Here is a 15918-nt window from a genome sequence, read left to right on the forward strand (position 1 = left end):
ACGATGAATTACGACAGCAGGATCGACGTGACGGAGAACGAGGGGTTGGCGGCCACCGGAAGCGGACTGGGCGGCAATCCGCTCGACAGCGACAATGAGCAGGACCGCGCATCGCGCCGCTGGTGGCTGATCGCCATCGTTGCCGCGATCGTGCTGGCCACCGGGATATGGTTCGCCGTCCGCGGCGGCGAAAAGACCGAAAAGGCCGGCGCCGCGGACATCCAGATGCCTGCGGTCACCGTCGTCGTGCCGGGCCGTGCCTCCGTCGAAGGCGAGATCACCGCAACCGGCTCGCTGGCGGCACGCCGCCCGATGCCGGTCGGTTCGGTCGGCGAAGGCGGCCAGGTCCGTTCGGTTCTGGTCGAACCGGGTGACTGGGTTTCCCAGGGCCAGGTGCTCGCCGTCATCGATCGCTCGGTCCAGTCGCAGCAGCAGGCCAGCCAGTCCGCGCAGATCGCGGTGGCCCAGGCCGACGCCCGCCTGGCCCAGGCCAATCTCGACCGCGCCCTCAAGCTTGTCGACCGCGGCTTCATCTCCGCCGCCGATGTCGACCGCCTCACTGCGACGCGCGATTCGGCCAATGCCCAGGTCAAGGTCGCGCGCGCCACGCTGGGCCAGCTCCAGGCGCAGACCGCCCGCCTCAACATCGTCGCGCCGGCTTCCGGCCTCGTGCTCGAACGCAATGTCGAACTGGGCCAGGTCGTGGGCGGCGGCAGCTCGGTGCTGTTCCGCCTTGCCAAGGGCGGCGAAATGGAACTGCTCGCCCAGATGAGCGAGGATGACCTTGCGCGCATGAAAGTGGGCGTGGAAGCCACGGTGACGCCTACCGGCAGCAACCAGAGCTTCACCGGCCAGGTATGGCAGATCGCCCCGGTGATCGACGCCACCAACCGCCAAGGCATCGCCCGCATCGCCCTCGCCTACAATTCCGCCCTGCGTCCCGGCGGCTTCGCCAGCGCCGTGATCAACAGCGGCCAGACGGTGGCCCCGGTGCTGCCCGAATCCGCGATCCAGAACGACGACAAGGGCGCCTTCGTCTATGTCGTCGATGCCAAGGACGTGGTTCACCGCCGCGCGGTGCAGACCGGCATCGTCACCGCACGGGGAATCACCGTGAAGCAGGGCCTCGACGGCAGCGAGAAGGTCGTGCTGCGCGCCGGTGGCTTCCTCAACGAGGGCGACAAGGTCAAGCCGCGCATGACCGCCGCCGCCAAACCGAACGCGGGCGAGTAAATACGCGATGAGCCTTCGCAATATCTCGGCCTGGTCGATCCGTAATCCGATCATTCCGATCGTCTTCTTCATCGGCGTGATGATCGCCGGCGTGGTCTCGTTCATGCGCATGGACGTGAACAACATGCCGGACGTCGAATTCCCCGGCGTCCACGTCATGATCTCGCAGCCGGGCGCCGCCCCGACCGAGATCGAGACGCAGATCACCCAGATCATCGAGGGCGCCGTGCGCTCCGTGCCGGGAATCGAGGAAATCCAGTCGACCGCCTCCGAAGGCACCTCGACCACGCTGGTCTTCTTCACGGTCGGCACCGATCCCGATGTCGCGACCAACCAGGTCAAGAACGCGGTCGATCAGGTTCGCGGCCAGTTGCCCGACGGCATTCTCGAGCCGATGGTCACCAAGATCGAGGCCAATGGCGACAATCTCGCCTATTATGCCGTCAGCGCCGACGACATGACGATGGAGCAGCTCAGCTGGTTCGTCGACGACACGATCTCCAAGACCCTGCTCTCGATCGAAGGCCTGGCCTCCGTAGAGCGCAACGGCGGCGTCGACCGCGAAATCCGCGTCGTCGTCGATCCCGAGCGCCTGATCGCGCTGGGCCTCACCGCCAACGACATCAACGGCGTGCTGCGCCAGGTCAATACCGACGCGGCAGGCGGCCAGGCGGAAATCGCCGGCTCGCGCCAGTCGGTTCGCGTGCTCGGCAATGCCCAGGACGCCTTCCAGCTTTCGCAGACCCGTATCAACGTGGGCGGCGGCCGGCAGGTCAAGCTGTCCGACATCGCCAAGGTCTACGACGGCTATTCCGAGCAGACCCGCATCGCCAAGCTGCGCGGCCGCGAAGTGGTGACTTTCGGCTTCACCCGCGCCCTCGGGGCCTCCGACGTCGCCGTCTACGACGGGGCCGAGAAGGCGCTGGACAAGATCCGCAAGGAAAACCCGAACATCCACATCACACGGCTGTTCTCCGACGTGGACTACACCAAGGGGCAGTACACCAGTTCGATGGAGGCGCTGGTCGAAGGCGCCGTCCTGGCCATCGTCATCGTCTATCTGTTCCTGCGCGACTGGCGGGCGACGATGATTTCCGCCATCGCCATCCCGCTCTCCGCGATTCCGACCTTCTGGTTCATGGACATGCTGGGCTTCACGCTCAACTTCCTCTCGCTGCTGGCACTCAGCCTGGTGGCGGGTGTGCTGGTCGACGATGCGATCGTGGAGATCGAGAACATCGTGCGCCACATGCGCATGGGTAAATCCGCCTACCAGGCCTCGATCGACGCGGCGGACGAGATCGGCCTGGCCGTCGTCGCCACCACCTTCTCGATCGTCGCGGTGTTCCTTCCGGTCGGCCTGATGCCCGGCATCCCCGGCCAGTTCTTCAAGGCTTTCGGCCTGACGGTCGTGGCCGCGGTGCTGATGAGCCTTGCCGTCGCGCGCCTTATCACGCCGATGGTCGCGGCCTACTTCCTCAAGGCGCACGGCCATGCCGAACATGGCGGCGGACGGGCGATGGACTTCTATCTGAAGATCCTGGCCTGGACGCTCGATTCCAGCGAAGCGCACCGGCTGAAGGCACGCCTCGTCAAGAGCCCGGCCCGCTGGTGGTACTATGTGATCGCCGCCGTGGCGGTCATCGCCATCCTGGCGGGCGGTCTCTTCGCCGCGTCCCTGCTCTTCATGGGCGTCAAGGCAGTCCTGACCAAGGCCGGTCTCGACAAGGCCGCCCTGGTGCTGGCGGCGGTCGTCGCACCGCTTGCGGTCCCGGTCGTGATCTTCCTGCTCGGAGCGGGCATGAAGATCCTGCTGGGCGCGATGGGCCGCTTCGGCGTGTGGTATCGCTACTTCTCGGACCGTTTCGCGGCCCGCATGCGCGACCACCGGTTCTACGCCTTCTGCGCGGGTATCTACGCGCTGGTGCTGACGTTCGCCCTGCTCGCCGGCCTGCCCTCGCAGTTCCAGCCGAACACCAATAACGACACCAGCACGGTCAATCTCGAGATGGTGCCCGGCACCACCATCGAACAGACCGCCGCCGTGGCCGACAAGGTCACCCGCCTGCTGGAAAGCCAGCCCGAAGTGCAGCACATCCTGGAAGCCTCGCGCGAGGGCAAGGGATCGCTCTACATCGCGCTCAAGCCTGCCGACCAGCGCAAGGCGACCAGCATCGAATTCGAACGCCGGATGGCGCCGCAACTTCAGGACATCCCCGATGCCCGCGTGACTTTCGCCACGCAGTCGGGCGGCTTCGGCAGCGGCCGCGACATTTCGGTCATGCTTTCGGGAAGCGATTCGGAACTGCTGCGCAAGACGGCGCAGAAGCTGGCCGACCAGATGCGCACCATCCCCGGCGTCATCGCCCCCCGCATTGCCGCCGATCTTCAGCGCCCCGAACTGGTCGTGGTGCCACGGCTCGACCTTGCGGCACAGCTCGGCGTGACCACGGCCGCGCTCAGCCAGACCATCCGCATCGCCACCCTCGGCGAAATCGACCAGAACGCCGCCAAGTTCTCGCTGAGCGACCGTCAGGTGCCGATCCGCGTGATCCTGGCCCGCGCCTCGCGCCGGGATTTCTCGACGATCGAGAATCTTCCGGTCACCACGGCCAGCGGCGGTTCCGTGCCGCTCAAGCGCGTGGCGGAAATCCGCTTCGGCGCCGGGCCCACCCAGATCCAGCGCTACAACCAGTCGCGCCGCATCTTCGTGGGTGCCGACCTCGGCGAGGGCCAGGTCAAGGGCCCGATCATGGAGCAGATCCAGAAGCTGCCGATCATGAAGGACCTGCCGACCGGCGTCTCCAACGCCCCCGTCGGAGAGGACAAGTGGCAGGCGGAGATGGTGAACAGCTTCGTCATCGCCGTCATCAGCGGCATCTTCCTGGTCTTCGCGGTGCTGGTGCTGCTCTACCGTCGCTTCGTCTCGCCGCTGGTGAACATGGCCTCGCTGCTGCTGGCCCCGCTTGGCGGTCTGCTGGCGCTGGTGATCGTCGGCCAGCCGATCTCGATGCCGGTCTACATCGGCATCCTGATGCTGCTGGGCATCGTCGCCAAGAACTCCATCCTGCTGATCGACTTCGCGATCGAGGAAATGGAAAAGGGCGTAGACAAGCTTACGGCGATCATGGACGCGGGACACAAGCGGGCGCAGCCGATCATCATGACCACCGTCGCGATGACGGCGGGCATGGTGCCCACCGCGATCTCGCTCTCGGGTGACGCCGCCTGGCGCGCGCCGATGGGCATCACCGTGATCGGCGGGCTGCTGCTCTCGACCATGCTCACCCTGGTGATCGTCCCGGCCGCCTTCAGCCTGGCAGACGGTTTCGAAAAGCGCCTCGGCCCCTGGCTGCGCCGCAAGCTGCTCACGTACGAGCCGCATCATGCACACGAAACCGCCCATGGTGCCGTGCCCATGCCTCAGCCGATCGCGGCGGAATAAGGGATAGGGAGGAACATTGCCGGCCCCCAAGCGTAGCATCCCCGTGGCACGGCAAGACTTTTTCCAGCCGGGTCCGGTCCCTGGCGATCGGGCCCGCCGCATGCGGATGTTCGCGGGCGGACTGCTGCTGTTCATGGCGGCGGCTTTCGTCGTGCTCCGCCGGGTGGCCGTATTCCATCCGGAATGGAGCGTGCCGCTCGGCTACGCGATTTCCTTTACCGAAGCGGCGATGGTGGGGGGACTGGCCGACTGGTTCGCGGTCACGGCCCTGTTCCGCCATCCGCTCGGCCTGCCGATCCCCCACACCGCCATCATCCCGGTCAACAAGGATCGCATCGCCGATTCGATGGCGACTTTCCTGCGCGACAATTTCCTGACGCCCCAAGTCGTGGCCCGCCGCCTGCGCGGCTTCAACCTCGCTGCCGCGGCCGGGGGCTTCCTTGCCGATCCGGCCCGTGACGAGCAGTCCCGCATTCGCGCGGGCGCCGCCAACCTGCTGGGCGATGTGCTCGAATCGCTCGATCCCGAACAGATGGGCGGCATGGTCAAGGCCGGCCTGCGGCGGCAGATCGAGAAGATCGACGCTGCCCCCCTGCTCGGCCAGATGCTCTCCAACGCCATTGCCGACAGGCGACACCTCCCGGTCCTGGAAAGCCTGCTGCGCAAGATCGGTGAAGCGATCGAGGCGAACGAGCCGATGATCCGCGAGATGATCCACCAGCGCGCCAATACCGTCATGCGCTGGACCGGGCTCGACGAGCGGCTGGCCAATGGCGTGCTCGATGGGGCCTATCGCCTGCTCGCCGAAGTGATCGTCCAGCCCGACCATCCCCTGCGCGCCCGCATCGACGAGGCACTCGCCAAGCTGGCCGACGACCTCCTGCATCGGCCCGAGACCCGCGCCAAGGTCGAGCGCATCAAAGGGGAACTGCTGGACAACCCGGCCATGGCATCGTGGCTCGACGGCATGTGGGAACGCGCGCGCGGGGCCTTGCTCAAGGCCGTGCGAAATCCCGATCAGGCGCTCGCCGGTGCGCTCGGCGAAAGCCTTGCCCAACTCGGCCAGGCTCTGGGCGAAGACCCGCGACTGCAGTACATGGTCAATCGCTTCGCACGCCGCACGCTCGTAGGCGTCGTATCGCGTTATGGGGGAGAGATCGTGAGGCTGGTGTCGGAAACCGTAAAGCGCTGGGATGCGCGCACCGTGACGGACCGGATCGAAGGCGCCGTGGGCCGCGATCTGCAGTTCATCCGGATCAACGGTACGCTGGTCGGCGGCCTGTTCGGCGTCTGCATCCACGTTGTGGACCAGTTCCTGTGAGCGTCGCAGCCTTGGATGGCCCGGTTCTCGTGACCGAGCGCTTCGAACTCTGGAAACCGCAGGCGAGCGATCTCGGCGACATGATTCGCTTGATTGCCGACGAGGAGACCCGCACTTTCCTGGGCCAGGCGCAGCCGGAGCCCAAAGGCGTGTTCGAAAGGCTGGAACGCAACGCCGGATCCTGGTCGCTGCGCGGCTACGGCACTTTCCCGGTGCGCCGGCGCGGCGGCGATGAGATCGTCGCGAATTGCGGGGTCTTCCACTCCTGGCGCGGCTTCGGCAAGGGCATGGACGACGTCCCCGAAGCAGGCTGGATCGTGCGCCGCGACCATTGGGGCCAGGGCCTCGCCAAGGAAGTCATGCGCGCCGCCCTCGATTGGTTCGACAAGACCCACGGTCAGCGCCGCATTGCCTGCATGATCGAAGAAGGGAACCAAGCCTCAGAGCGCGTCGCCGCCGCCCTGGGCTTCGTCGCCTATGGCAGCCACGACCTTGGCGACAGCGACAAGTCAGTCATCGTGAACCTGCTGGAGCGTGGCGGCTGAAAAGCCACGCAGGATTGGGAACTCTTCCCACTCCTGCGCAACAGTGTCGAACTCAGCGGCGGCGTTGCCCCACCTGCTTCATCGGCCGCCGCACCTTCCAACGAATGCTGGCCTCATAATGAGATGCGACGGGCTTTCCGGCTTGATCCAACGCGGGAGAAAAAGTCGCTTTCGTCGTCATCTGCTCGCAAGCTGCTGCCGCGAACGCCGAGTCTCCGTAATTGTCCACGACCTTGCATCCACTCACCGCGCCAGAAGCGTCGACAAGCAACCGCGCCCGCGTCAGTCCCGGACGATAGCGCTTGTCCGCGCCAAAGGGATAGCTGTTGGCTGCGATCCAGGTGTCGGGCGAACTCTTCGGCATCGGCCGGACGGAAAGACGAGCCTGCTGTACAGGATCCAGCCCCCAAGATCGGACCAACCCATCCGTGCATTCGCGCATTGCAGCCATCGCCTTGCCGAGCGAACCCGTCCCCAGTTGAACCGCCTTGTCTCCCCAGGATAGGATAAGGGAAGTAATGGCCGTCTCACGTTCCGGCGTCACCGGAGCGGGCGGTCGACCATCGTGCCCGAAACCGTTCCAGGTGGTGGCCGAGAACATGAGGGCGGTGAGCTTGCCGCCCCCTTCGATGGGCGCATCCGCAACCGTGAAACGGTCGGCGATAGGATCCACTTTTTCAGGGCCGGTCCTGAGCGTGAGATGTGTCGATTCGCCCAGACCGTTGAAAGCCTTGCCCGTGATCGTGGCATAGAAACGGTCGCCCGGACCGAGGCGCTCGATCTCGAGCAATGCCGGATTCTCTGACGTCCCGAAACCGCGCTTCAAACTGCAGGAATCGGTTCCGTTGTCCATCTGCCAAGGCGAACTTGCCTTTAGGACAACAGTCTCGGCGTTGGCAGGCGTGGACGTTCCAGCGACAGCGGCGATTGCAACCAAGGAAACGGATAGTGTCCTATTCATGCCAAGTCCTTGTACGTGCGTGAATTCTTCGCGCAAACTATGGGCCCGGCCGAACATGGCAAGATGAATCGACGGTTGTCATCTCCAACCTGAACAAAAAACCCCGGCCGTTTCCGACCGGGGTTCGCACGATTTCAGAATTTTAAACCGCTCAGAGCTTGCCGGTGAGTTCCGGCACGGCGGTGAACAGGTCCGCCACCAGGCCGACGTCTGCGACCTGGAAGATCGGGGCGTCTTCGTCCTTGTTGATGGCGATGATGGTCTTGGAGTCCTTCATGCCCGCAAGGTGCTGGATCGCGCCCGAGATGCCGACGGCGATGTAGACTTCGGGCGCCACGATCTTGCCGGTCTGGCCGACCTGGTAGTCGTTCGGCACGTAGCCCGCATCGACCGCGGCGCGCGATGCGCCGACGGCAGCGCCGAGCTTGTCGGCGAGCGGCATGATGACTTGCTCGAAGGTTTCCGAATCCTTCAGCGCGCGGCCGCCCGAGACGATCACCTTGGCGCTGGTCAGTTCCGGACGCTCGGACTTGGCGAGTTCGGCACCCACGAAGCTCGAAAGCCCTGCGTCACCGGCACCGGCGACGTCTTCGATGGCAGCCGAACCACCCTCGGCAGCGGCCTTCTCGAAGGCGGTGCCGCGTACGGTGATGACCAGCTTGGCATCGCTCGATTCGACGGTGGCGATGGCGTTGCCGGCGTAGATCGGACGCGTGAAGGTCTTCTCGCCCTCGACCGAGAGGATGTCCGACAACTGCATCACGTCGAGCAGCGCGGCGACGCGCGGGGCGACGTTCTTGCCGGTGGTGGTGGCAGGCGCCAGGAACGCGTCGTGGTGGCCCATGAGGTCCACGATCAGCGGCGCGATGTTCTCGGCCAGCGCGTGTTCGTAAGCGGCGTTGTCGGCCAGATGCACCTTGGCGACGCCGGCGATCTTGGCAGCGGCCTCCGCAGCGGCGCGGCAGTTCGCACCGGCGACCAGCAGGTGGACTTCACCCAGCTTGGCAGCAGCGGTGACGGTGTGGAGCGTCGCGTCCTTGACCGACGCGTTGTCGTGTTCGACCCAAACGAGCGTCTTCATCAGGCGACTCCCAGTTCCTTGAGCTTCGTAACCAGCGCGTCGACATCGGCAACCTTGACGCCGGCGACACGCACCGGCGGCTCCGAGACCTTCAGGGTCTTGAGGCGCGGGGCGATGTCGACGCCGTAGTCGGCGGCGGTCTTCACATCGAGCTGCTTCTTCTTCGCCTTCATGATGTTGGGCAGCGAAGCGTAGCGCGGCTCGTTGAGGCGCAAGTCGGTGGTGACGATCGCGGGCAGCGACAGCTTGACGGTCTCCAGACCGCCATCGACTTCGCGGGTCACGGCAACGTGGTCGCCCTCAATCTCGACCTTGCTGGCGAAAGTGCCCTGCGGGCGGCCCAGCAGTGCGGCGAGCATCTGGCCGGTCTGGTTCGAATCGTCGTCGATCGCCTGCTTGCCCAGAATCACGAGGCCGGGATTCTCTTCGGCGACGATCGCCTTGAGGATCTTGGCGACGGCCAGCGGTTCCACTTCCGTATCGGTTTCGATCAGGATCGCGCGGTCGGCGCCCATCGCAAGCGCAGTGCGTAGCGTATCCTGCGCCTTGGCCGGGCCGACCGAGACGGCGACGATCTCTTCCGCCTTGCCCGCTTCCTTGATGCGGATGGCTTCTTCCACCGCAATCTCGTCGAACGGATTCATGCTCATCTTGACGTTGGCCAGGTCAACACCCGTGCCATCCGCCTTCACGCGGGGCTTCACGTTATAGTCGATCACCCGCTTTACGGGCACGAGGATCTTCATCTGATCGGGTCCTCTCAGTTTCAGGCACGGCGTGTTTAGCCGCTCGATTAAATCCACTCAAGGCCCGCCTAATAGGCAATTGACGTAAGCGTCAAGACCTGCCGCAGCGAGATGAGCCCAGCGTGGGCTACAAAGCGCGCCATATCGCAAATCCGCGAGATTGCGCATCGCCCCGGCAGAAATCGGAGGCCCAGAATTACTATGAAGCCGAAAAGGCCGGCTTCCTGCGCGCTTCAAACGCAAACGGCGGGGGTCCGGAAACCCCCGCCGCTGCATTATCCATCACGGGATCGTGCAAGATCCAAGAAACGGGGCCCTGTCAGGCGACGTTCTTGACCTCTGCCACGATCTTCTTGGCAGCATCGCCCAGATCGTTGGCGGGGACGATCGGCAGGCCCGAGTTGGCCAGGATGTCCTTGCCCTGCTGGACGTTGGTGCCTTCGAGGCGAACGACGAGGGGAACCGAGAGGTTCACTTCCTTCGCGGCGGCAACGATGCCGTCGGCGATGACGTCGCACTTCATGATGCCGCCGAAGATGTTGACGAGGATGCCCTTCACGTTCGGATCGCGCAGAATGATCTTGAACGCCGCGGTCACCTTTTCCTTGGTGGCGCCGCCGCCAACGTCAAGGAAGTTGGCCGGGAACGAACCATTGAGCTTGATGATGTCCATCGTCGCCATGGCGAGGCCGGCACCGTTGACCATGCAGCCGATGTCGCCATCGAGCTTGATGTAGGCCAGGTCGTACTTCGAGGCTTCGACTTCCGCCGGATCTTCCTCGGTCTCGTCGCGCAGGGCCTGCACGTCGGGGTGACGGTAGAGCGCGTTCGAGTCGAAGCTCATCTTGGTGTCGAGGACGAGCAGGTTGCCGTCCTTGGTTTCGACGAGCGGGTTGATTTCGAGCATGTCGCAATCGAGCGCCACGAAAGCCTCGTAAAGCTGCTTGGCGATCTTCTGCGCCTGCTTGTTGAGGTCGCCGGTCAGCTTGAGGGCGAAGGCAACGGCACGGCCGTGGTGCGGCTGGAAGCCGGCGGCGGTGTCGATGGTGACGGTGGTGATCTTCTCGGGGGTGTTGTGGGCAACATCCTCGATGTCCATGCCGCCCTCGGTCGAGACGATCATGGCGACGCGGCTGGAAGCGCGGTCGACGACCATCGAGAGGTAGTATTCGCTGGCGATGTCGACGCCGTCGGTGACGTAGAGGCGGTTCACCTGCTTGCCGGCATCACCCGTCTGCACGGTGACGAGGGTGTTGCCGAGCATTTCCTGGGCGAAGGCTTCGACTTCCTCGACCGACTTGGCAAGACGCACGCCGCCCTTGGCGTCGGCGCCGAGTTCCTTGAACTTGCCCTTGCCGCGGCCGCCGGCATGAATCTGGGCTTTCACGACATAGAGCGGTCCGGGGAGCTGCTTGGCAGCTGCAACCGCTTCCTCGACGGTGAGGGCGGCAATGCCGGCCGGAATGCCGACGCCGTACTTCGCGAGCAGTTCCTTCGCCTGGTATTCGTGAATGTTCATCGCTGAAATCGCTTTCTGCTGGAGTGTCCGAGGAAAGGAGTTGTCCAAAAGCGCGGGAGGGACCCCGAACTTGATCCCGGCCGCATAAGCACATCCCTGCGCGCTTGAAAAGTCCCGTTCCCTGCGCAATGGGATCGCGCGAGCACTCAGATCGCCCGAATAACGAGAACGACTCGCGCATGATCGATCGCGACAGACTGGAAGCCATTGTCCGTGAAGCGGGCCGGATCGCCATGGCCGGCTGGCCCGGCGACGGCCACGTCCTGGAACATTGGGAAAAAACCCCCGGCAGCCCGGTGAGCGTCGCCGACATCGAGGTGGATTCCTTCCTCAAGCGGGAATTGTCCGGCTTGCTGCCCTCGGCCGGATGGCTCTCTGAAGAGACCGTGGATTCGCCGGCACGACAGGGACACGAGCTTGTCTGGCTGGTGGACCCGATCGACGGGACCCGCGATTTCATCGCCGGTCGCACCGGTTGGGCGGTGTCCGTGGCGCTGGTCAATACGCGGCGCCCGCTGATCGGCTTGCTCCATGCACCGGCCCGGGCGCGCGAGGCCGGGGGCGAGTTCTGGTATGGCGAGGCCGGCAAGGGAAGCTGGCGAAACGGCGAACGCCTGCAGGCCAGCCACCGCGCAGCCCTTGCCGGTGCGCGGGTTCCGGCAAAGAAGCTGGCACCCGAGGATGCAGATCTCGTCCTGGTGGACCAGCCGAACTCCATCGCCCTGCGCATGGCCATGGTCGCGGCCGACGAGGCGGATCTCCTGACGACCCTGCGATGGGGCTACGAATGGGACATCGCCGCCGCCGGGCTGATCGCGCGCGAAGCGGGGGCCTCCGTCACTGACGCTTTCGGCAAGCCGCTCAACTACAACAAGCACGACCCTCGCGCTTTCGGGGTGATGGTAAGCTCTCCGGCGATTCACGAGGCGGCGGTGGAGCGGCTGGCCGACCGCGCGCGTCGCTACTCGGCGTAGTCTTTCAGGCCGGAGCCGGTGCCGGGCGCCCGCATGTAAAAAGGGGCCGGACCTTGCGGCCGACCCCTTCCCCGATCCCGCTTTCGCGGAAATCCCTTATCAGTGCGCGGCGGCAGCTTCGTCCTGCGTGACCGGCGTGATCTTGATTTCGACGCGGCGATTCTTGGCGCGTCCTTCCGGGGTGGTGTTGTCCGCCACGGGGTAGTTCTTGCCCATGCCCTGGGTCTGGATGCGCGAAGAGGCCACGCGGCGCATGATCAGGTAGCGTGCCACCGAATCGGCGCGGCGCTTGGACAAGTCGAGGTTGTAAGTGTCGGACCCGGTCGAATCGGTGTGGCCGTAAACGTCGATCAGGCTGTCCGGATACTTCGTCATGCTCTGTGCCACGTTGTCGAGCGCGGCCTGGAACGAGGGGCTGATCTCGGTGGAATTGACCGCGAAAGTCACGTCCGGCAGGTTCACCAGGATGCCGTCTCCCTCCTGGGTGACGTCGATGCCCGAACCGGCGGTGTCTTCCTTCAGCTCCTTGATCTGCTTGTCCATCTGGTAGCCGACGACACCGCCGGCCACGCCGCCAATGCCGGCACCGACGATGCGGGCGGTCTTGCCGCCGATCACGCTGCCCAGGAGGTAGCCGAGGCCGGCGCCGCCAGCGCCGCCGATGGCCGTGCGCGACACCTTCTTCTCACCCGTGTTCGGATCGGTGACGCAGGCCGAAACCGCGACAAGCGAAAGCGCGGCAAGGGCGGAGGTCATCAGGCGTGATTTCTTCATGGTCTTCCCTCCTGTTCAGAAACACTTCCAGGCACGTCTGTGTTATAGTGCACATGAATAACAGATGGCTGATCCCGGCGAAACGATCACTGTCCGCTTGGGTTCCCGCCCGCGTCGGTTCCATCGTTTCTGTCCAAGCGGTGTTTCCCGCCCGTGACGATTATGTCCAAGCGCAACACGCGCTTCGCACTTGCGGCGATTTCTGCTAGCGCTGAGGTACTGTGACACCATTTCCCTGGACCGACCTCCTCATCATCGCCGGCCTGATCCTGCTCAACGGCCTGTTTTCCATGTCCGAGCTGGCCATCGTGTCCGCACGCTCCGCGCGGCTGAAAGTCTCCGCCGACAAGGGCAGCGGCGCCGCGCGCACCGCGCTCGAACTGGCGGCGGACCCCGGCAAGTTCCTCAGCACCGTTCAGATCGGCATCACCCTGATCGGCATCATCGCCGGCGCCTATTCGGGCGCCAGCCTGGGCGGTCCGGTGGGCGAACGGCTTGCCGCGATGGGCGTTCCGGCGCGCTTCGCGGGTGAAGCCGGCTTCACCCTGGTCATCATCGCCACCACGTTCGCCAGCCTCGTCGTGGGCGAACTGGTGCCCAAGCAGCTGGCGCTGCGCATGGCCGAGCCGGTCGCCATCGTCATGGCCCGGCCCATGGCCTGGCTGGCCCGGATCATGGCGCCCTTCGTGTGGCTGCTGGACAAGTCCTCGGGCCTGATCCTGCGCCTCTTCTCGATCCGCGGCGGCGGGCAGGAACAGCTCACTGCCGAGGAACTCCAGATGATCTTCGCCGAAGCGACCCGTTCGGGCGTGATCGAAGAGGAAGAGCGCGCGATGATGACCGGCGTCATGCGCCTGGCCGAACGGCCGGTTCGCGAACTGATGACGCCGCGCAACCAGATCGACTGGATCGACGTCAACGCCAGCGAGGAAGCGCTGCGGGCCAAGATCGAATCCTCGCCGCATTCGATGCTGCCGGTGGCCGAGGAAGGATCGCCCGACAATATCGTGGGTATCCTCAAGGTGCGCGAGGCCCTGGCCGCGCTCGTCGAGGGGCGCCCGGTCGCGATTGCCGCGATGATGAAGAAGGCCGAGGTGATCCCGGACCAGCTCGACGCCATGGACGCCCTGCGCAAGCTGCAGCTGGCGGAAGTGACGATGGCGGTGGTCCATGACGAATACGGCCATCTCGAAGGCCTGGTCACCACCTCCGACATGCTGGCCGCGCTTGCCGGTACATTCGTGGGCCACCAGGACGAGGGCGACGAGCCGATGGTCGTGGAACGCGAGGACGGTTCGTTGCTCGTTTCCGGCGCGATGCCGGCCGACGCCCTGGCCGACCGCCTGGCCATGACCCTGCCCGACGACCGCGAATATGCGACCGCCGCCGGCTACATCCTGGCCGCACTCAAGAAAGTCCCGCGCGAGGGCGAGTTCTTCGCCGACCGCGGCTGGCGCTTCGAGGTCGTCGACATGGACGGCCTGAAGATCGACAAGATACTCGTCTCCCGCATCGACGAGGATGGCGGCGCCGATGGAGTTGCCGGAGAGGCATAAGGAAAAGGGCCCCGTGCCAAAGGCAGGGGGCCCTTTTTCGATGAATTGAAAGGCCGGCCCCCATGTCATCGCATGGGGGCCGGCCTTTTTCATTCGCGGATCAGCTGGCGCGGCGGACGGCACCCTTGTGCGTGCCGACGGTTTTGCCGCCACGCGGACGGAAGCTGCGCTTGCGCTCGCCTTCCTCGCCACCATGCTCGCGGCGATCGCCACGCGGTGCATCGCTGCGCGGACGATCGTCGCGGCGACGCTCGTCACCGCGGCGCTCGGTACGCTCGCCCTGGGGACGGTCGCCCTGGGGGCGGTCACCATGCGGACGATCACCATGCGGACGATCACCATGCGGACGGTCGCGGCGGTCACCGCGCGGCTGCTGGCTGCGGTTGCCACCACGGCCACCGTCGCGGCGGCCTTCGCCCGGACGACCACGACCGTTGCCCTGCGGTGCGGCCGGAGCCTGGCGCGAGGGCGCGGGAAGGCGCGCAGCCTGCTTCTGGAAGTCCTCGGGCAGGCTGAGAGCGGCCAGCTTGACGCGGGTCAGCTTCTCGATGTCGCGGATATAGGGCTTCTCGTCCGGCGCGACGTAGCTGATCGCAACGCCATCGGCGCCGGCGCGCGCGGTGCGGCCGATGCGGTGGACGTACTGTTCGGCAACGTTCGGGATTTCGAAGTTGTAGACGTGGCTCACGCCGCTGACGTCGATGCCGCGGGCGGCGATGTCAGTGGCCACGAGCACGCGCACGGTGCCCTGGCGGAAGCCGCCGAGCGCGGCGGTGCGCTGGGCCTGGCTCTTGTTGCCATGGATCGCAGCGGCAGGAATGCCGGCCGCGACGAGATGGCGGACCACGCGGTCGGCGCCGTGCTTGGTGCGGGTGAAGACCAGTGCGCGGTCGATCGCGCCGTGCTCGGCCTTCTCGGCTGCGTCTTCGGCCAGGCCGTCACGCAGGCTGATGGTCAGCAGCGCCTGCTTTTCGGCCTGGTTGATGAAGGTGGCATACTGCTCGACGCGCTCGGCCGTGGTCGACTGCGGGGCGACTTCGACCTTCACCGGGTTGTTGATGAACTGCTTGCCCAGTTCGGCGATCGCCTGCGGCATGGTGGCCGAGAAGAACAGGCTCTGGCGCTGCTTGGGCAGAAGGTTCGCGACGCGCTTCAGCGGAACGATGAAGCCGAGGTCCATCATCTGGTCGGCTTCGTCGAGCACGAAGATCTCGACATGGCGCAGCGTCAGGGCGCGGCTGTCGATCAGGTCGAGCAGGCGGCCGGGGGTGGCGACGAGAATGTCGGTGCCGCGCTCGAGCGCACGGGCCTGCTTGCCGGCAGGCACGCCGCCGAAGATGCACTGGACCGAGAGGTTCAGGAACTTGGCATAGCCGCGCATGTTCTCGGCGATCTGGGCCGCGAGTTCGCGGGTCGGCGAGAGCACGAGCATGCGGCAGCCGGCATTGGTGCGCGGCTTGGGGTCGTTTGCCAGGCGGTGCAGCGAAGGCAGCGAGAACGCAGCGGTCTTGCCGGTGCCGGTCTGCGCGATGCCGAGGATGTCACGACCTTCGAGAAGCGCGGGAATGGCCTGGCGCTGAATCGGCGAAGGATCGGTGTAGCCCTTGGCCGCGAGCGCACGGAGGATCGGCTCGGCCAGACCAAGTTCGGAAAAATAGGACATGTGTCACTTTCACAAGGTGCGGGGCACGCGGAAGGTACTTGGCCCGCGCACACAGCAAGGTGTCGTTACGGGCGACCCTGCGTGAAGAAGGAAGCTGGTT

12 protein-coding genes are annotated in these 15918 nt (G+C 65.4%); 6 read left to right on the plus strand and 6 right to left on the minus strand.

Annotation, left to right across the window (positions count from 1 at the left end):
* Positions 1-3: 3 nt before the first annotated feature.
* From EDF57_RS14600 to EDF57_RS14615, 4 genes are all read left to right on the plus strand, one after another.
* On the plus strand, positions 4-1233 hold the full coding sequence (locus EDF57_RS14600) for an efflux RND transporter periplasmic adaptor subunit (RefSeq protein ID WP_134094792.1): 1230 nt from the start codon (positions 4-6) through the stop codon (positions 1231-1233).
* Positions 1234-1240: 7 nt separating this feature from the next.
* Positions 1241-4678 (plus strand): efflux RND transporter permease subunit, encoded by a 3438-nt coding sequence (locus tag EDF57_RS14605; protein ID WP_134094793.1) that lies wholly within the window; start codon positions 1241-1243, stop codon positions 4676-4678.
* Between the two features lie 100 nt (positions 4679-4778).
* Complete coding sequence (locus EDF57_RS14610; protein WP_132264384.1) at positions 4779-5999, plus strand: DUF445 domain-containing protein; 1221 nt, start codon at positions 4779-4781, stop codon at positions 5997-5999.
* Complete coding sequence (locus EDF57_RS14615; RefSeq protein ID WP_243841071.1) at positions 5996-6544, plus strand: GNAT family N-acetyltransferase; 549 nt, start codon at positions 5996-5998, stop codon at positions 6542-6544. Before EDF57_RS14610 ends, EDF57_RS14615 begins: the two co-directional genes overlap by 4 nt.
* Positions 6545-6596: 52 nt before the next feature.
* Here EDF57_RS14615 and EDF57_RS14620 read toward each other — a convergent pair whose 3' ends face one another.
* The 4 genes from EDF57_RS14620 to sucC all read right to left on the minus strand — a co-directional run bounded on the left by EDF57_RS14620 (position 6597) and on the right by sucC (position 10851).
* A complete protein-coding gene (locus EDF57_RS14620) occupies positions 6597-7334 on the minus strand; it encodes an energy transducer TonB (protein WP_208324873.1) in 738 nt (245 codons plus the stop codon).
* 322 nt (positions 7335-7656) lie between these two features.
* The gene (locus EDF57_RS14625) at positions 7657-8586 is read right to left on the minus strand and encodes an electron transfer flavoprotein subunit alpha/FixB family protein (RefSeq protein ID WP_134094795.1); all 930 of its coding nucleotides are present in this window, start codon (positions 8584-8586) and stop codon (positions 7657-7659) included.
* Complete coding sequence (locus EDF57_RS14630) at positions 8586-9332, minus strand: electron transfer flavoprotein subunit beta/FixA family protein (RefSeq protein ID WP_134094796.1); 747 nt, start codon at positions 9330-9332, stop codon at positions 8586-8588. The genes EDF57_RS14625 and EDF57_RS14630 overlap by 1 nt, the downstream gene beginning before the upstream one ends.
* A gap of 319 nt (positions 9333-9651) precedes the next feature.
* Entirely contained in the window at positions 9652-10851 is a 1200-nt protein-coding gene (sucC, locus tag EDF57_RS14635) for an ADP-forming succinate--CoA ligase subunit beta (protein ID WP_134094797.1), read from the minus strand.
* A 179-nt stretch (positions 10852-11030) separates the two neighbouring features.
* Between sucC and EDF57_RS14640 the strand changes: the two genes are divergently transcribed.
* Positions 11031-11825, plus strand: a complete 795-nt coding sequence (locus EDF57_RS14640) for a 3'(2'),5'-bisphosphate nucleotidase CysQ (RefSeq protein ID WP_134094798.1) — start codon at positions 11031-11033, stop codon at positions 11823-11825.
* Between the two features lie 99 nt (positions 11826-11924).
* Here the strand turns inward: EDF57_RS14640 and EDF57_RS14645 are convergent, their stop codons facing one another.
* Positions 11925-12599, minus strand: a complete 675-nt coding sequence (locus tag EDF57_RS14645) for an OmpA family protein (RefSeq protein ID WP_132264374.1) — start codon at positions 12597-12599, stop codon at positions 11925-11927.
* A 221-nt stretch (positions 12600-12820) separates the two neighbouring features.
* Here EDF57_RS14645 and EDF57_RS14650 point away from each other — a divergent pair, with 221 nt between their 5' ends.
* Positions 12821-14155, plus strand: a complete 1335-nt coding sequence (locus EDF57_RS14650) for a hemolysin family protein (protein WP_134094799.1) — start codon at positions 12821-12823, stop codon at positions 14153-14155.
* A gap of 100 nt (positions 14156-14255) precedes the next feature.
* Here the strand turns inward: EDF57_RS14650 and EDF57_RS14655 are convergent, their stop codons facing one another.
* Positions 14256-15818: a DEAD/DEAH box helicase gene (locus tag EDF57_RS14655; RefSeq protein WP_132264370.1), complete on the minus strand. Its 1563-nt coding sequence runs from the start codon at positions 15816-15818 to the stop codon at positions 14256-14258.
* Positions 15819-15918: the final 100 nt, after the last annotated feature.

Origin of the sequence: Novosphingobium sp. PhB55 (assembly GCF_004368805.1) — a bacterium.
In the GTDB taxonomy this organism is placed as follows: Bacteria; Pseudomonadota; Alphaproteobacteria; order Sphingomonadales; family Sphingomonadaceae; genus Novosphingobium.

Excerpts from the sequence above, each read along its gene's own strand:
- EDF57_RS14645 (WP_132264374.1), bottom strand. The coding sequence starts at position 12,599 with ATGAAGAAATCACGCCTGATGACCTCCGCCCTTGCCGCGCTTTCGCTT.
- EDF57_RS14640 (WP_134094798.1), top strand. The coding sequence starts at position 11,031 with ATGATCGATCGCGACAGACTGGAAGCCATTGTCCGTGAAGCGGGCCGG.
- EDF57_RS14655 (WP_132264370.1), bottom strand. The coding sequence starts at position 15,818 with ATGTCCTATTTTTCCGAACTTGGTCTGGCCGAGCCGATCCTCCGTGCG.
- EDF57_RS14625 (WP_134094795.1), bottom strand. The coding sequence starts at position 8,586 with ATGAAGACGCTCGTTTGGGTCGAACACGACAACGCGTCGGTCAAGGAC.
- EDF57_RS14605 (WP_134094793.1), top strand. The coding sequence starts at position 1,241 with ATGAGCCTTCGCAATATCTCGGCCTGGTCGATCCGTAATCCGATCATT.
- EDF57_RS14630 (WP_134094796.1), bottom strand. The coding sequence starts at position 9,332 with ATGAAGATCCTCGTGCCCGTAAAGCGGGTGATCGACTATAACGTGAAG.
- EDF57_RS14600 (WP_134094792.1), top strand. The coding sequence starts at position 4 with ATGAATTACGACAGCAGGATCGACGTGACGGAGAACGAGGGGTTGGCG.
- EDF57_RS14610 (WP_132264384.1), top strand. The coding sequence starts at position 4,779 with ATGCGGATGTTCGCGGGCGGACTGCTGCTGTTCATGGCGGCGGCTTTC.
- sucC (WP_134094797.1), bottom strand. The coding sequence starts at position 10,851 with ATGAACATTCACGAATACCAGGCGAAGGAACTGCTCGCGAAGTACGGC.